The sequence below is a fragment of the Streptomyces sp. NPDC058985 genome, from assembly GCF_042740985.1.
Lineage (GTDB): Bacteria > Actinomycetota > Actinomycetes > Streptomycetales > Streptomycetaceae > Streptomyces.
On sequence record NZ_JBHYJX010000005.1, the window covers coordinates 131,753 to 148,001 of the forward strand.

At 73.2% G+C, this 16,249-nt stretch carries 14 protein-coding genes and 1 pseudogene; 9 read left to right on the plus strand and 6 right to left on the minus strand.

The features are described 5' to 3' along the window. Nucleotides 1-37: 37 nt before the first annotated feature. Nucleotides 38-1,972: an SMI1/KNR4 family protein gene (locus ACFW01_RS06220; RefSeq protein ID WP_384502501.1), complete on the minus strand. Its 1,935-nt coding sequence runs from the start codon at nucleotides 1,970-1,972 to the stop codon at nucleotides 38-40. A 128-nt stretch (nucleotides 1,973-2,100) separates the two neighbouring features. Between ACFW01_RS06220 and ACFW01_RS06225 the strand changes: the two genes are divergently transcribed. The 9 genes and pseudogenes from ACFW01_RS06225 (at nucleotide 2,101) to ACFW01_RS06265 (ending at nucleotide 11,785) form a co-directional block, all read left to right on the plus strand. Beyond that, the gene (locus tag ACFW01_RS06225) at nucleotides 2,101-2,703 is read left to right on the plus strand and encodes a GPP34 family phosphoprotein (protein ID WP_234959015.1); all 603 of its coding nucleotides are present in this window, start codon (nucleotides 2,101-2,103) and stop codon (nucleotides 2,701-2,703) included. A 144-nt stretch (nucleotides 2,704-2,847) separates the two neighbouring features. Continuing rightward, nucleotides 2,848-3,942: an NAD(+)/NADH kinase gene (locus ACFW01_RS06230; protein ID WP_234959016.1), complete on the plus strand. Its 1,095-nt coding sequence runs from the start codon at nucleotides 2,848-2,850 to the stop codon at nucleotides 3,940-3,942. 58 nt (nucleotides 3,943-4,000) lie between these two features. Then, entirely contained in the window at nucleotides 4,001-4,867 is an 867-nt protein-coding gene (locus ACFW01_RS06235; protein WP_384502502.1) for an endonuclease/exonuclease/phosphatase family protein, read from the plus strand. Nucleotides 4,868-4,963: 96 nt separating this feature from the next. Beyond that, nucleotides 4,964-5,758 (plus strand): SAM-dependent methyltransferase, encoded by a 795-nt coding sequence (locus ACFW01_RS06240; protein WP_384502503.1) that lies wholly within the window; start codon nucleotides 4,964-4,966, stop codon nucleotides 5,756-5,758. Between the two features lie 181 nt (nucleotides 5,759-5,939). Continuing rightward, nucleotides 5,940-6,558: pseudogene (locus ACFW01_RS06245) on the plus strand (PucR family transcriptional regulator); the annotation flags it as partial. 238 nt (nucleotides 6,559-6,796) lie between these two features. Beyond that, the gene (locus ACFW01_RS06250; RefSeq protein ID WP_234959019.1) at nucleotides 6,797-8,554 is read left to right on the plus strand and encodes a lysyl oxidase family protein; all 1,758 of its coding nucleotides are present in this window, start codon (nucleotides 6,797-6,799) and stop codon (nucleotides 8,552-8,554) included. Nucleotides 8,555-8,744: 190 nt separating this feature from the next. Then, nucleotides 8,745-9,440: a HEAT repeat domain-containing protein gene (locus tag ACFW01_RS06255; RefSeq protein ID WP_234959020.1), complete on the plus strand. Its 696-nt coding sequence runs from the start codon at nucleotides 8,745-8,747 to the stop codon at nucleotides 9,438-9,440. Between the two features lie 6 nt (nucleotides 9,441-9,446). After that, nucleotides 9,447-10,445, plus strand: a complete 999-nt coding sequence (locus ACFW01_RS06260) for a MerR family transcriptional regulator (RefSeq protein WP_234959021.1) — start codon at nucleotides 9,447-9,449, stop codon at nucleotides 10,443-10,445. Between the two features lie 65 nt (nucleotides 10,446-10,510). Continuing rightward, on the plus strand, nucleotides 10,511-11,785 hold the full coding sequence (locus tag ACFW01_RS06265) for a SpoIIE family protein phosphatase (protein WP_234959022.1): 1,275 nt from the start codon (nucleotides 10,511-10,513) through the stop codon (nucleotides 11,783-11,785). Nucleotides 11,786-11,840: 55 nt separating this feature from the next. On the opposite strand, the gene ACFW01_RS06270 is transcribed toward ACFW01_RS06265, so the two are convergent. Genes ACFW01_RS06270 through ACFW01_RS06290 form a run of 5 tightly spaced genes read right to left on the minus strand, consistent with a single transcriptional unit; the run spans nucleotide 11,841 to nucleotide 16,246 of the window. After that, the gene (locus tag ACFW01_RS06270; RefSeq protein WP_384502504.1) at nucleotides 11,841-12,416 is read right to left on the minus strand and encodes a hypothetical protein; all 576 of its coding nucleotides are present in this window, start codon (nucleotides 12,414-12,416) and stop codon (nucleotides 11,841-11,843) included. Beyond that, nucleotides 12,413-13,753 (minus strand): DUF58 domain-containing protein, encoded by a 1,341-nt coding sequence (locus tag ACFW01_RS06275; RefSeq protein ID WP_384502505.1) that lies wholly within the window; start codon nucleotides 13,751-13,753, stop codon nucleotides 12,413-12,415. Before ACFW01_RS06275 ends, ACFW01_RS06270 begins: the two co-directional genes overlap by 4 nt. Further along, nucleotides 13,750-14,748: an AAA family ATPase gene (locus ACFW01_RS06280; protein ID WP_384502506.1), complete on the minus strand. Its 999-nt coding sequence runs from the start codon at nucleotides 14,746-14,748 to the stop codon at nucleotides 13,750-13,752. The genes ACFW01_RS06275 and ACFW01_RS06280 overlap by 4 nt, the downstream gene beginning before the upstream one ends. Beyond that, nucleotides 14,745-15,320, minus strand: coding sequence for a hypothetical protein (locus ACFW01_RS06285; RefSeq protein ID WP_384502507.1), 576 nt, complete (start codon nucleotides 15,318-15,320; stop codon nucleotides 14,745-14,747). Before ACFW01_RS06285 ends, ACFW01_RS06280 begins: the two co-directional genes overlap by 4 nt. Next, nucleotides 15,317-16,246, minus strand: coding sequence for a DUF4129 domain-containing protein (locus ACFW01_RS06290; protein ID WP_384502508.1), 930 nt, complete (start codon nucleotides 16,244-16,246; stop codon nucleotides 15,317-15,319). The genes ACFW01_RS06285 and ACFW01_RS06290 overlap by 4 nt, the downstream gene beginning before the upstream one ends. Nucleotides 16,247-16,249: the final 3 nt, after the last annotated feature.

Consider the following 16,249-nt stretch of genomic DNA (forward strand, 5'->3'; position numbering starts at 1 on the left):
CCCGGACAATTCACGGTTCGCGAGAGCGGCGACGTCCTCACCGTCCGGGGTCTGCCTCCTGTCCCAGTGCTTCGCGGCCCATGCAGACCTCGACGACCAGGTACGTCTCTCCGTCCCGGGGCGCTCGCGTCCAGGAGCGCGTGGTGAACGTGTGCAGCCGTCCTTCGTCGATGGCCCGGCGCGGCAGACGCGCGCCGAACTCCTGCTCCACCGCTTCCAGCAGCAGCCGTTCCGCCTCGGGGCGGGGTTCCAGGTCGTCCAGGAACCCGCTCGGGTCCAGCGCACGCGGTAGCTCCCCGTCGGACCGGACCTGCCCCTCTGCGTACGTCACCGAGTACTGCTCGGTACCGTCCCGGGCCACCGACACGTGGAAGAACGATTCACCGTGCCGGCCCCGCAGGCCGCACCACACCGCGACGGCGCGCGTGCCCGCACTGGCAGCCGTGGCGGGGGAGACGAACCACTGCGGCGAGAACGGCGCGGGGTCGTGGTCGAACGCGAAACTCCAACCGTCCCCGGCCCGTCCGACCGCCATCACCGCCCTGTCCTCGTACGACGGGAACTTCCCGCCCTCCCCTCGTGACCTGCCGCGCGCCTCCCGCAAGGGCAAGGGTTCGCCCAGCACGGCGCCGCGCTCGTCCGAGAGACGTCCGGGCAACTCCGCCGGCTCCACACCCTCCACCAGGACGAACCGGTAGGAGGTTCGCCCTCCTCCCGGACTCGACCCCGCCAGCCACGCCAGGCCGGCCGGGTCCAGATCGGCCGTCGGCCGCGGTGCGTCACCGGCCTGCCCGCCCCGCGGCGTGGACAGCAGTTCCCGGCCCCGCTCCGGTGTCAGCAGCGGCCCGAGCAACGGGTCGGCGATCCACCCCAGTGGCGCCAGATGATCCGGCCCCAGCGGCTCCCACAGGGGCAGCGCGCTCCTCAGCGTCCGCCACGCCCCGTCGGTGTCGCCCCACCGCGCCAGTTCCCGGGCCCGCTCGACCGCCTCCCCGAAGGGTCCGCCGGGCGCGTACCGGTACGTGCGGTCCCTCACTCGTGCCAGAGTCGCGTGCGCCCGCGACACCAGCTCGTCGTCGGCGCCCCGCAGATGGAACCTCAGCGTGGAGTCGTCCCGGTACGAGTGGATCGCGAACTCGGCGATCAACGGCGGCAGCAGGTCGGGCGCGTACCGGGAGTCCGTCACCAGGTCCTCGAAGTACACCATCGAGGTGTCTCCCAGGAGGCGCCGTATCTGGTCGCCCAGCCCGCCCGCCCGCGGTCTGCCGTATGCCTTGGCCTCCTCCAGTGCCCGCCCGGCCCCCTCCCAGTCGCCGCGCAGTGCCGCCGACCGGGCCTCCTCCACCTGGGCGTCCAGACTGCGTGTCGTGTCGTTGACGAACGCCGGGGCCCCGTCCCTCGGGAGAGCGCGCAGGCTGTGGAACTCGCGGTGCATGTCCCGCATGAAATCGAGGAAGTTGGCGTGCCGCACGGGTGGCGCCGCCCGCCAGCCCGCCCAGGTGTACACCGCCCACTCACCCTCCTCGTCCACGTCCTCGGGATCCATGAGGACGTACATGGCGTCGGACTCCACGTCGAGCTGAAGCCCGCGCCGCCACAGGCCGGCCTCGCGCCACTCCTCGTCCTCCGAGTCCGCGTCCAGGTACTCCTCGAACATGGCCGCGAGTCCGGATTCGTCGTCGTGCCAGCGCACGTCCGCGGTCCCCGCCAGTCGCCACACGAATCCGCCGGCGTGCCGCCATCCGTCGCTGACCTTGAGGAACTCCCGGTACGACGGGGGCATCCGCCGGCCGAGGCGTCGCTCGACGGCCGTGACGCGCTCCTCGGACGCGGGCGGGGACCCCAGCCAGCGCGCCCGCCGGGCCTCCTGGTCATCCTCTCCACGCCCCTCGCCGTCCGGCAGGCCGTCCGCCCACTCCGCACTCCACATGAGGAGGAAACGCCGCCAGTCGAAGTCCTTCGTGTCCGTCATGAGCCCGATGCTGCCACCAGCCACTGACAGGGCTCGGCGAGCGCCGGAACCCGGCCCGTGCCCGTGGGTAGGCTGAACCGATCACCGCCGCGTATCCCGGCACTCGTGACAGATGTGGAGCCCACGCCATGACCACAGCGCACGACCTGACGATCGTCTCCCTGGAGGCGCGTACCGAGTATCCCGTCGAGCGCGGCGACCTCTCGCTGGCCCTCGCCGGAGCCGAACTGGCCGACCTGCTGGAAGCCGGCGCGGTGTCCCTGGACGGGTCCGTTCTCCGCCCGGTGGAGCGGCCGGGGTCCGGTGACCCCCTGCTGGACGCGGCGGCGTCCCAGGTCGGGAAGGAACCGGACGAGTCGGTGGAGGACTGGCTGTGGCGCCGGGGGCGGGGACTGGCGGCCGAGTACCTCGCCGCCGAAGGGGTGGAGGACAGCCGCCGCAAGCGCCCGCGCTGGATGGGGCGGCGCGACACCGACCGGCCGGCGCCGGCCGATCCGGAGACACGCCGGCGGGCCACCGACCGCTGGGCCTCCGGCGACCCCGTCCTGGTGGGCCTCGCGGCCGCGGTCGGAATCCACCACGAGTCGGCCGACCGGGTCGAGGACCCCGAGGACGACGGGCTCGCCGCCGTGCTCGCCGCGGTGAACGACGCCGTGGTGGAACTCGCCGCCATCAGGCAACGCCGCAGCATCGAGGACGCCGCCTTCGACAACATCTGGCGCGGGCTGTGACGGTCGGCCGCGGCGCCGGAAGCCACCCGGCGTGCGCGGCCTTCCCGCCCGTCGGCATGTCGCGGCCCGGCCCGCCCTGACCGTCGGCGAGGATTCGGCAGGGCACGCCTTGGCGAACCCGGACGAACGCGCAGGGAGGCAGCGGTGACGGTCGAGCGGGTAGGACTCGTGGTGCACGGCGGCCGCGAGGGCGCGGCGGCGGCGGCGCGCGATGTCCGGCAGTGGTGCCACGAGAACGAGGTCGGATGCGCCGACATCGACGTGTGGGGCGGCGAAGGCCGGCACAGCGCCCGGGAGGAGGTCGAGGCGGCCGGCGACCCGGACCTCGTCGTCACCCTGGGCGGCGACGGCACCTTCCTGCGCGGTGCCCGGCTGGCGGCCGAGAACGACGCGCTGATCCTGGGGGTGGACCTGGGCCGGGTCGGGTTCCTGACCGAGGTCCCCGCACCGGCGGTACGCGCCGCCCTCGACGCCGTCCGGGACGGTCAGGTGGACCCGGAGAACCGCATGCTGCTCACCCTCAGGGCCTCCCGCCCGCTGGAGATCCCGTCGGAGATGGAGGCCCTGCTGCGGTACGGGCGGGGCCCGTTGCTACCGCCGCCGCGCGTGCGCACGGACTGCGAGAGAGGTGGTGAGTGGGGCATCGCGCTGCACGTCACCGCCCTCAACGACGTCGTACTGGAGAAGCTGTCCCGGGACCGGCAGATCTCCGTCGGCGTCTACGTCTCCGGCCGCCTCCTGGCCTCGTACTCCGCCGACGCCCTGCTGGTCGCCACCCCGACGGGCTCCACCGCCTACAGCTTCGCGGCGGGCGGCCCGGTGGTCTCCCCCCGGGCCGAGGCGCTCGTCTTCACCGCGGTGGCCCCGCACATGACCTTCGACCGCTCGGTGGTCACCGCGCCCGACGAACCCGTGGGGCTGCGCATCCTCGAACGGTCCGGACAGGCCGCCGTGAGCATCGACGGACAACTGCGCGGCGTCCTCGACCCGGGGGACTGGCTCGGCGTCTACGCCGCGCCCCGCCGGCTTCGGGCCGTGCGGCTCGGGCCCATGGACTTCTACGGACGACTGCGCGAGCGCATGCGGCTGACCGACGCCCCCGCCGCGGTCGCCGACGGCACCCCCGCGCCCCTGTGGCCGGTGAGCACGCCCCCGCCCAGGGACCTCGCCCACCTGGCGATGCCCCTGCCGGTGGCCGGCGGGACCACGGCCGAGGATGTCTCGCCGGGCGGCGCGTGACATAACCTCTCCCAGGGAGACGTCAGTTGTGGCGTGAGTCCACGGGTAGGAGGCGCTGGTGCTCAGGAAGGGCGGCTCGCGATTGCTCGCATGCGTCGTGGCCGGCGCGTGTCTGCTGCTCCTGGGCCCGAGTGCGCCCGACGGTGGGGCTCCCTTCACCAGGGCACTGCCCGTCGACGCCGTCACGGACGTCGTGCCGAACCGGGTCATGACGTGGAACCTCTGCAACCCCTGTGACGCGAGCAACGTCGACCGCGCGGCGGAGATCGCGACGTACGCCCCCCAGGTCGTCGGCATGCAGGAAGCGTGCGCACGCGACGTCGAGAAGATCCGGGACTACCTGGAGGTCTTCTACGGCCTGCGCTACCACGTCGCGTACGGCTCGGTCCTGCAGAACTGGAGCCGCTGCGGGGGAGCGCCGTGGAACCCGGGCGGGTTCGGCCAGGCGCTCCTGTCGGCGGCACCGATGACGGACCGCGTCGAGGTGGAGTATCCCGAGGGCGGATCCGAGGACCGCGGGTACATGGCGGTCACCACCACCGTCGGCGGCCAGTCCGTCCGGGTCTTCAACACCCACCTCGCCCAGCGCCGCCAGGAGGAGTTCCGCGACGGCCAGACCCGGGTACTGGCGAAAGCCGTCGCCCGGCACGACCGCGCCATCGTCCTCGGTGACTTCAACGCCGTACCGGACGCGCCCGAACTCAGCCGAATATGGGCCCTGGCCACGGACACGGACCCCGCGTGCCGTCCGGCACCGGACGTGGGCTGCGCCCCCACCACCGAATGGCAGAGCAAGTTCGACTACGTCTTCCTGCGCGGCCTCGCACCGCTGCGGCACCGGGTACAGCGGAGCGAGTACTCGGACCACTACCTGCTCCACACCGACGTGGACCCGACGCGGCGGGTGGACGAGCCGGAGGCTTGAGCCCTGCGCGACATGGGGTGACGGGGGCGGTCGCACCGCCCGGGTGCTGGAGCAAAGTGGTGGCCGACGGGCGCTGTTGGGGAGAGGATGGGGGCCATGACCGGAGTGATTTCCTCCATCGACAGCACCCGGCCCAGTATCGCCCGCGTCTACGACTACCTGCTCGGCGGCAAGGACAACTACGCCGTGGACCGGGAGATCGGCGACGTGTTCAAGCGTGACCTTCCCGGTTCTGTGGCGATCGCTTTCGCCAACCGGGCCGCCCTGATCCGGGCGGTGGGGGAGATCGTCGCGACCACGGAGGTGCGGCAGTTCATCGACCTGGGCAGCGGCCTCCCCACCGCGGACAACGTCCATCAGGTCGCCCAGCGACAGGACCCGCGGGCCCGGGTGGTGTATGTGGACACCGACCCCCAGGTGCTGGTCCACGGACGTGCGTTGCTGGAGGAGAACGACCTGACCCGGGTCGTCCCGGTCGACGTGCGCGACCCCGAAGCGGTACGGAGCCATCCGGACATCGTGGAGCTGATCGACTTCGACCGCCCCGTCGCTGTCATGTTCAGCGCCATCCTCCACCACGTCAACGACGAGGAGGACCCCGCAGGCATTGTCCGCTACTGGCACGGCCAAGTGCCCACGGGGAGCCACTTCTTCGTCAGCCACTTCCGATCCGGGAACAACCCGGAGACGGTGGAGGCCGAGAAGGTCCTCCAGGGGACGTTCGGCCGCGGCCGGTGGCGGACCGACGACGAGATCGAGTCCCTGCTGGACGGCTTGGAGATCCTCGAACCCGGGATCGTCCCGGCGTCCCTGTGGCGCTCCGGGGCGGCCGAGCGGGAACTCACCGTGTGGGAGCGCCTCATCGCCGCCGGGATGGCCCGCAAGCGGTGAAGATGCCCGCATGCGGTGAAGGGGACGGGCCGGTGGGCCGGCGGCCGTCGGAGTGGCGTCACCGTGTGGATCACGACGAACGACCCGCTCACGGGCTGGGCACTGGCGCAGGCCCCGCCCCCGAGTGCTCGAACTCGGCGCCGGGACCGGCAAGCCGACCGCCCCGCTCGTCGCCCTCGGTGCCGAGGGCGTCGCGCTCCAGCCCGACCCGGCGATGCTCGGCGAGCTGCGCCGCTCGCTTCCCGACGTGCGTGCCCTACGGGGGAGCGCCGAGGCGATCCCCCTGCCGGACGCCCTGTTCAGCCACTTCGAAAGCCGTCGTCTCCTGCTCACCACCAAGGACGGCCGGTTGGTCCGCATCGCCCCTGGCGACCAGGGGGACGTGCTGACCCGCTGCGCCAAACAGGCCCACGCCGCGACCGAAGGCGGCCAGGTGGCCCTCGGCCGCCCCTGCTCCGGCGTGGTGGGGATCGGGCACAGCTACCAGGAGGCGCTCAACGCCTTGGACGTCGCCCACCGGATGGGCTTCGACAACCCGCTCCTGCGCGCCGCCGACCTGCTGGTCTTCCCGGTCCTCGCCCGCGACCGGCCCGCTCTGACCGACCTCGTGCGCGGACGCTCAGCCCGCCGGAGCAGGCCCGCGGCGGCGCGCGGCCACTGCTCGACACGCTCAACGAGTACTTCGACGCCGGCTGCGTCGCCTGACGGGCGTCGATCCCACGGAGCCCGAACAGCGCTACATGCTGCAGACCGCGGTCATCGGCGCCCGCCTGACCGACTGGCCGGCCAGGGTGCTGTGACCGCGGTCGCGGGCAGCCGCTCCGGGACTCAGAGACCGGCGCAGATACATCGTCCCCGTATCAGAGACCTCGTCACCGAGTGGGCAATACCCATGACTTCAGCCTGATTTCCCGTGAAACGCAGCGATCCGGCCAACCTGCCACCGCATTCCCCGACCCGGACAACCGGGCATCGGGTCCTCACCTCTCACAGCGCGGGCACAGCGAGTGCCCCCAACACCCGGAGGACGAGGGATCGATGACCAGAACGCGCACCACCCGGCTGCGGCGTCCGCTGCTCGCCGGCACCACGGCCGTCGCCGCCATGGCCGTGACGGCGGGCCTCGTGGCCGCCACGTCCGAACCAGCGAAGGCTGCGACAGGGCCCAAGCTGAGCCTCATCGCCGCGACCGACTCGATCACGCTCACCTCCTGGAAGGAGGAGCCGGGCGTCTACCTCGACCTCGGCACCTACCTCACCGCCGAGGGAGCCCCGTTCGAGCTGAAGGTGACCCGGAAGTCCTACAAGGACCCCGTGGCCGTCACGCAGACCGTGTACGAGGGCGGCAAGGCCAAGTCCAAGGTCCTGCCCAAGGGCACGGTGAAGGACTTCGCCGGGCTCCCCGGCTTCGCGGAGATCACGGTCACCGACAAGGCCGGCAAGAAGGTCCTCGGCAGGACCGAGGACTTCTGCCCGAACAACGCCAGCGGCCGGGTGCGGCCCGACGCGCCCGCCACCTCCAAGTATCCGGAGAGCTGTCCCACCAACCCGTTCACCCTCGGATCGGTGTGGGGAGTCGAGAAGGGCTGGGCGGCCAACACCTACGCGGGCTCCTACAGTGACTCGGTCGAGCTGCCGGCCGGCATCTACACCGCCAAGGTCGCCGTCGCCAAGAAGTACCGCGACCTCTTCGGTATCGCCAACAAGCCGGCCACCGTGAAGGTGACCGTGCAGGAGCGGAGTTACGAGGACGAGGGGGGCGCCGCCCAGCCCGCCTCCCGGGCCGGGTCGGCCGGCAAGCACGCCGGGCACGGTGCCGCCCACCAGGCACCTGCCGCGCACGCGGGCCACGGGCCGGGTCACGCCCCGACCCCCGCCCAGGCCGGCGCTCCGGTCACCAGCGGCGCGACCCCCTCGTACAACGTTGGCCACGGACCGCTGAAGGCCGCTCCGCCGGCCCTGCCGTGGGCGCTGAAGAAGAAGGAGCAGGCCGCGCGCTCGATGCGGGTCGGCGACACGGGTGGCCAGACCGACGGCTCGCGCAAGGCGCCCGCCCTCCAGCCGCTCGCGAAGCGGCCCGCCGGCAAGCCCACCGTGCCGGACGTCCCCAAGCCCGATCTGCGCTCGCTGCCGGCCTACGGCATCGTCATCAGCGACGGCGAGAAGGACGTCCCCGGCAAGGATTACCTGGCGTTCAGCGCCAACGTGTGGAACGCCGGCCCGGCACAGCTGGTGGTGGACGGCTTCCGCTCACCCGGCAAGGCCAAGATGGACGCCTACCAGTACTTCTACGACGCCAAGGGCAAGCAGGTCGGCTACACCCCGACCGGCACCATGGAATGGGATCCGCGCCCGGGCCACATGCACTGGCACTTCACCGACTTCGCCAGCTACCGGCTGCTGAAGGCGGACAAGAAGGAGGCCGTGCGCAGCGGCAAGGAGGCCTTCTGTCTCGCCAACACCGACGCGATCGACTACACGGTGAAGAACGCCAACTGGCACCCGTTCAACACCGACCTGTCGACCGCCTGCGGTGAGGAGAACTCGATCTCCGTCCGCGAGGTGCTGGACGTCGGCTCCGGCGACACGTACTCGCAGGACCTGCCGGGCCAGTCCTTCGACATCACCGACCTGCCCAACGGCACGTACTACATCCAGGTGCTGGCCAACCCTGAGAAGCGGCTCAAGGAGACCAGCGTCGACAACAACAGCGCCCTGCGCAAGATCGTGCTGGGCGGCAAGCCGGGCAAGCGGACGGTGACCGTGCCGCCGCACGACCTGGTGGACGCGAACTGACCGCACCCCGCAAGAACGGCTGACCGGCAACACGATCGCCGACGGCCACCCACCCACGGTGGCCGTCGGTCTCGTGCGGAAGGGGGCGAGCCGGGAGCACATCTGGCGGACTTCCTGGACGGGGACCACTGCCCGACTTGACCTTGACACCGTGGCAGGGTCTTCACTTCCCGTCAGGGAGGTGGTCTCGATGACGGCCACGACACAGGAAGACGCCGACGCCCTCCGGGTGCTGCGGACTCTGGAGGACCACCGTTCGTCGGTGCGGCTGCGGGCCGCGCTGACGGTGGGCACGACGCCCGACCCGCGCTTCGTCGACAAGCTCGTCGAGCGAAGCGGGGTCGAGCCCGACTTCTTCGTCCGCGACATGCTGACCTGGGCGCTCACCCGGCACCCGGTCTCCGTGACAGTGCCCGCGCTGGTCCGGGAGGTCCGCTCGGAGCGCGCCCGGGCGAGGAGTCAGGCATTGCACACACTGTCCAAGATCGGGGACCGGCGGGCGTGGCCGGCCATCACGCCCGCGTTGCTGTCCGACGCCGACGACGAGGTGGCGCGGAGCGCCTGGCGGGCTGCGGTGGTGGTGGTGCCGGAGGGCGAGGAGCCCGCGCTGGCCGCGCTGCTGGTGACGCAGCTGGGCCGCGGTGGGCGGGAGACGCAGCTGAGTCTCAGCCGGGCGCTGGTCGCACTGGGCGAGGCGGTCGTGCCCGCTCTGCGCGCGGTCGCCACGGCCGCCGACCCGCCGGTGCGGGCGCACGCCCTCGCCACCGAGCGGCTGCTGCGGGACCCGGACACCGGCTTCGGGTACGCGATCGAGGAGGCGAAGCGCGTGGTGGCCCTCGGCGGAGCCCCCGACGACGAGGGACGAGGCATGCGGGATGAGGGATGATGGGACGTGTTGATCGGTGAGGTGGCGCGACGGTCCGGGGTCAGTGCCCGCATGCTCCGGCACTACGAGTCGCTCGGTCTGGTGAGACCCTCCGGCCGCACCGGTTCCGGATACCGGGAGTACTCCGGGCAGGACATCCGGCGGATCTTCCACATCGAGAGCCTGCGGTCGCTGGGACTGTCGCTGCGTGAGATCGGGCGCGCGCTCGACGACCCCGGCTTCACGCCCTCGGAACTCGTCGGCGACCTCATCGCCCGGACACGCGAACGCGTCGCGGCCGAGACCGAGCTGCTCACGCGGCTGTCCCGGATCGATGCCGCGGATCCCGCCGGCTGGGAGGACGTTCTCCAGGTCGTCGCGCTCCTGCAGGCGCTGGGATCGAAGAGTCCCGGCGCCCGCCAACGCGCGGCCCTCTCCTCCGGCGAAGAGGTCCCGGTGCCGGTGGAGGCCCTGGTCGAGGCGGTTCTGAGCGAGCCGGACCCGATCGTCGCCGGCGCCCTGCGGTGGGCGCTGGCGCGGTCGGGCGACCAGGGCCCGGCGCTCCTCGCGGAAGCCCTCGGCTCAGCGGCCGCCGCGGTGCGGGAACGTGCCGTGCAGAGCCTCGCCGAGCTGCCGGGCGACGAGGTCACCGGGCACCTGCGGCACGCCCTCGACGGCCCCGACGCCGCGGTGCGCGGGTGTGCGGCGCTGGCTCTCGGGACACGAGGCGTGGCAGAGGCGGTGCCGGAACTGGTCGACATGATCGTGGAGGGGCGGAACGACACCGACGCCGCGGACGCGCTGAGCGTGCTGGCCGCCGACCCCGCGATGGCGGACCGGATCGCCGAACGGCTCGTCGGCCGCCTCGCCCGCGCCACCACCGGAGCACCGGCACGCGGGCGGCTGACCCAGGCCCTGGCGGGCATCCCGGGAACGAGGGCGTCACATGCCCTGGAGGAACTGTCCCAGGACGAGGACCGTGCCGTCGCGCTGACCGCGGTGTACCTCCGCCGCCTGCGCCCCTGACCAACGCCCCTGCTCCGCGGCGGCGTGCGGGGCCGGGACCCCGTACGTACATTGGAGAGGTGGGTGTGACTGCTGAGCCACCATGGGCGGGCCAGGTCGACTACGCGGCGCTGTTCGCCGCGACGCCCAGCCCGTACCTGGTCGTCGACCGGGACCTGGTGATCGTGAGCGTCAACGCCGCCTACTGCCGCGTGACGGGGCGGGCGGCGGGTGACCTGCTCGGCCGGTACCTCTTCGACGCCGTCCCCGAGAACCCTGCCGATCCCGAGTCCGACGGAGCGCGGAAGGTGTCGGCCTCCCTGCGCCGGGTGCTGGCCACGGGGCAGGCGGAGAGCATGGCCGTGCAGCGCTACGACATCCCCAGCGCCGAACACCCCGGTGGCTTCGAGGAACGCTGGTGGTCACCGGTGAACACACCCGTGTTCGGCCCCGACGGCAAGGTCGCGTGGATCATCCACCGGGTCGAGGACGTGACCGCGTTCATCCGCGACCGCCGGCACTGGCTCCGCTCTCCCGTCGACTCCCCGGGCCCGCCGGAAGCCGGGATGGAGGCCGGCATCGAGGCCGAGCTGTACGCCCGGGCCAAGGCACTGGAGCGGCTGAACGAGGAACTGCGGCAGGCACACGCCCGGGAGCGGCAGGTGGCGATCACCCTCCAGGAGGCCATGCTGCGCTCACCCGACCTCGCACGCCACTCCGACGTGGCGGTGCGCTACCTGCCTGCCATCGGTTCGCTGAACGTGTGCGGGGACTGGTACGACGCCGTGGACCTGACCGACGGCCGCTTCTTCGTCGCCGTGGGCGACGTGGTGGGCCACGGGCTGGAGGCGGCCACCGTCATGGGAATGCTGCGCAGCGCACTGTCGGCGGCCAGCCGCACTGTCCCCGGCCCCGCCCAGGCGCTGGAGGTGCTGGGCCTGTACGCGCGTTCCGTGGAGGGCGCCCTGGCCGCGACCGCCGTCACCGCACTCGTCGACACCCGCTCACAGCTGATCATCTACTCCAGTGCCGGGCACCCGCCGCCCGTCCTGATGCGCGGTGACGGCACCTGCCACCTCCTCGACCAGGCCACCGATCCGCCACTCGGCGCGCGGCTCACCCACGTGCCGCGCCCCCAGGCCGGCATCGGCTACCAGCCCGGCGACATCCTGGTCCTCTACACGGACGGTCTGGTCGAACGCCGGGAGGAGGACATCGACATCAGCCTGCGGCGCCTGACCGACACCCTGCGCCAGTGCCTCGGCCTGGACCCCGAGCGCCTCGCCGACGTCCTCCTGGAGAGCCTGGGCGTCAGCCACGGCGCCCGCGACGACATCGCCCTGGTCGTGGTGGGACTCTGAGACGGCGGCCGTTCAGTGCTCTCGTCAACGACAGAACTCGGTGACCGCGCTCTTCTTACCGCCCGCCGCCACCCCACCGCCGGACCCCCATCATTCCGCCACCGACCACCAGTCCCACAACGACCCCTGCCGCCACCACCCGTCCCGCACCGGACTCCGTCCCGGTCACCGGAACCACCGAGGCCGCCGCGACCACGCCGGCGCCCGCGCACGCCGCCACCGCCTCTCCCCACACGCGCGCGGCCCCGCGCCCCCGTCTCCACGGCCGGCTCTCGCTCGTCACCAGGTACGCGACCAGCAGCACGACCACCACGGCGCCCTCCCACCACGCCGGGTCGCCGAACGCGGCCACGACCACAACACCCGTCGCCAACACGGTCGTCCGGTGCCGCACCAGGAGGTGGGACCAGCGGACCGACTCCAGCGTCGGCCGCCGGTCCAGCGCCGGTGCCGCCCACACCGCGAAGACGACCGCGCATCCGAACAGCAGGGCGTCCCGCGCCCCACCCAGGGTCGCCCACGGCCGCCACGCCCCCACGACGGCAGCCGACCCGATCACCCGCACGGGCAGGGTGCCGACCCAGTAACCCGCCCACTCCCGCAGGCTCACCCGCGTGTCGGGCACCGTCATCGCCCCCTCCCGCCGACCCGCCCGGACAACAGCGGTGCCAGCGCCAGATCCAACGGCTCACCCACGACGTGCCGCAGCACCGGCACCCCGCTGTCCCGCAGGGCGAACCTCATGGCGTCCCGGTCCGCGTGCCACAGCCTCAGCCCCAACTCGCCCGACACGTCGCCGGGTTCGACCGGTGGGTCCCCGCTGGGGATCTCCACGACCACGGGGCGGCGTCCCCGCCCCTGAAGATCCCGCAGCACCTTGAGTATCCGGGCGTCGCTCAACGGCGTGAACACGTAGACGAGCGCGCCCTCCGGCAGCGCGGGCGGCGGCACCCGCTCGAGTCCGGGCCCGTCGAAGCGCCGGTCCCTGCGGACGTCGAGGACGCTCTCGACGATGCGGTAGAACGCCGCGTCCCCGGTGCCCGGCGCCAGCCAGCGCGTGGTGCCCCCGGTCGAGACGACCCCCACCCGGTCGTGGGTGGCCAGATAGGCGCGGGCCAGCCCGGCGGCCGCCCGCACCGTCTCGTCCAGGGACGACACCCCGGTCACCGGGTCGACCACGTCCCCGAACGCGTCGAGCAGCATCACCGTGTCGGCGGCCCGCTCGGCCGCGAACCGGTGCAACTGCACCGAGCCGCGCCGGGTCGTCGACGGCCAGTGGATGCGCCGCTGCCGTTCCCCCGGCACCCACGCCCCCACCCCGACGACCTCGACGCCCTCTCCGGCCTGTACGGAGGCGTGTTCGCCGAGCCGCTGCGGCAACCGCGCCGGAATCGGCGTGAACCGCGCCTGCGTGGGGCGGGGGAACACCGACACCTCGGCCGCCTCGACCCGCACGGTACGGCGCACGGTGCCCCCGGCGTCGTACACGTCGAGGTCCACGGGCCCGAGCGACCAGCGTCCCCAGAGCAGCGCCGTATGGCGCAACGTCACCGTGGACGTGCCGACCACGACCGCGTCGAGCCGCAGGCCCGGGCCGAGGGTGACCCCGGGATCGAGCCGGACGGCGCCACCGTCGTGGGCCACCGAGATCCGGAGGGTGACGGTGTCGCCCTCGAAGCAGCGCCTCGGCTCCACGGCGGCCGACGTCTCGACACGCCGGGCGTACGCGCGCGGCAGCGCGAGCGCCAGCAGCACCAGCGGCGCGGCCGCGAGCGCGAGCAGCCACGCCCGGCCGGTGAGCAGGGCGGCGGACAGCGCGACGACGGCGGCCGTCAGCAGGCGCAGCGCCCGCTCACCCGGGCGCGGCCCGCCGGGCGGCGGGGGCGGCGGCTGCGCGGGGGAGGTGCGCCCCTCCAGGGCACGGACCACCGCGGCGCCCGGCCGGGGGGCCGGCGCGGGCGCGGTCACGACGACACGGCGGCCGTACGCCGCGTGGACGGCGTGCCGACGCTGTCGACTATCTCCCGCAGCACGTCGTCCGTGGCCACCTCGCGCACCCACAACTCCGGCCGCAGCGAGACCCGGTGGGCCAGTGCGGGCACCGCGAGGGCCTTGACGTCCTCCGGGACGACGTAGTCGCGGCCGTTCAGTACGGCCCGGGCCCGCGCGAGCTGGACCAGAGCGAGCCCGCCCCGCGGCGAGGCGCCGATGCTGATCTGGGGGTGCTCGCGGGTCGCGCCGATGAGCGCGACGGCGTACTCCAGCAGGTCGTCGTCGATCTCCACGCCCTCCACCACGCGCCGCCAGGCCACGACGTCCGCCGGCCCCGCCAGCGGCTTGAGCACCGCCTCGGGCGCGGCCCGGTCGATCCGGGCCCGCAGCATCGCCAGCTCCTCCCGCGCGCTGAGATAGCCCATCCGCACCCGCAGCTGGAACCGGTCGAGCTGGGCCTCGGGCAGCGAGTACGTGCCCTCGTACTCCACCGGGTTGGCGGTCGCGACCACCATGAACGGGTCGGCGAGCGGCCTCGTCTCGCCGTCCACGGTCACCTGCGACTCGGCCATCGCCTCCAGCAGCGCGGCCTGCGTCTTGGGCGGCGTCCGGTTGATCTCGTCGGCGAGCAGCAGGTGCGTGAAGACCGGCCCGGGACGGAACACCATCTCGCCGGTGCGCTGGTCGTACAACGGCGCCCCCGTGACGTCCGAGGGCAGCAGGTCGGGTGTGAACTGGATCCGGCGGAAGTCCAGGCCGAGCGTGGTGGCGAAGGACCGTGCCAGGAGCGTCTTGCCGAGCCCCGGCAGATCCTCGACCAGGACGTGCCCGCCGGCCAGCACGCCCAGCATCACCAGTTCGAGGGCGTCCGGCTTGCCGACGACAGCACGTCTGATCTCGCGCAGCACGGCGCCGGCCTGCTCGCCGACCTGCTCGGGGATACGGGGCTGAGGAGTGGTGGGACTCGTCACGTCGCTTCTTCCTTGTGAGTGCCGGGGGCACGGGTGCGGGGTGAGCCGAGCTGTTCGAGCCGGTCGACGAGGCGGCCGAGTACGTCGACGGGGATGCCGCCGTCGGGCCCGGTGCGGGGCGTCTCGGACCCGAGCCAGGGCCACAGGTCGGCTCCGATCAGATCGGCGGCGCGCCGGGGCTGTTGGTCGAGTGAGACATGGTGGTGCTCGGTGAGTGCCGCGGCGTACAGGCGGCGCAGCTCGGGCCGCAGCACCGCCCGGTAGTAGAGGGCGCCGTCGGGACCGGTGGCGGTGCGTACGTTCCGTCGCCATTCGCCCATGCCCGGCGTCCGGGTCCGCAGCAGCCGTACGTCCTCCCGCCGTCCGGAGTCGAGGGCGCCCGCCCCGGCGACGAACCGGGCCACGATCAGCGTCGCGACGGCGAGCAGGGTCACGATGGCGCCGGCCGCCCGCGCGCCGTCGAGGAGCAGGACGAGCAGGACGCCGGAGGCGGCGACCGCCGCGCCCAGCAGACCGAGCCCGCGCAGGGTGAACGTGTCCTGCCCCGCGGGCCGTTCCGTGCGCCCGTTCACCGCTGTGCCTCCCGGTGCTGGAGCAGCGACGCGATCTCTTCCAGGGCGCCGGCCGCGGCCTGCCGGTGCGAGGGCTCCATCGGATGCGAGGAGTAGCGGGCCTCGCGGAACAGCGTGGTGAGCCGTGGCGCGGCCGGGCCGGGGGCGAGGCCCGCGTCGGCGGCGCGGGTGAGCAGGTCGGCAGGGCTGTCGGAGGCGTGCCGCCGTACGCCGGACGCGACCAGGGCGTCCTCCATCGCCGCGTAGCAGGCGATGACGGCCGTACGGGCGTCACCGGTGTCGGCGAGGGCGCGGCGGCCCGAGTGCACGGCGGACAGCAGCAGGCGCGCGTCCTCGTCCTCCGCCGGTGCGCCCGCGCGTTCGGGGAGCGCCGGCACGGTCAGACCTCGTCGGCGCAGCCGCCGTACGGCGAGCACCGTGACGACCACGACGACCACCGCGGCCAGCAGGCCGAGCAGAACGTACAGCGGCAGGGAGAAGCCGTGCCCGGAACCCCCCTCGGGATCGGCCCTGCCGGGAACCGGCGGCGGTGAGACCGGCGGCGGCAGCTCCACCGGCGGAGTGGGTGATGTGCTCCGCTGGTTGAACCGGTGCATGACCAGGGCCAGTACGCCGATGACACCCGGCCCGGCCACGAGCAGCGGCACGGCCGCCCGCCGCAGCCGTTCCTCGCCCGGTGTCAGCGGGTCGCGCTCGGCCGCGATCCTGGGGCGCAGCCGCTCGACGACGAGCATGACCCCTACCGCCCAGGCGACGGACGACCCGATCGCGACGATGTTCCAGTGGCCGAACGGCCCCTGACCGGAGTGCAGCAGGCCCTCGGCGGGACGCAGTACGAGCGCGGCGGCCGCCAACGCCCCGACCACCCCGGCGGCGACCACCGCCCCGGGCACCGCCCGGCGTCTCCCGCGCTCCCCGTGTTCCATGCC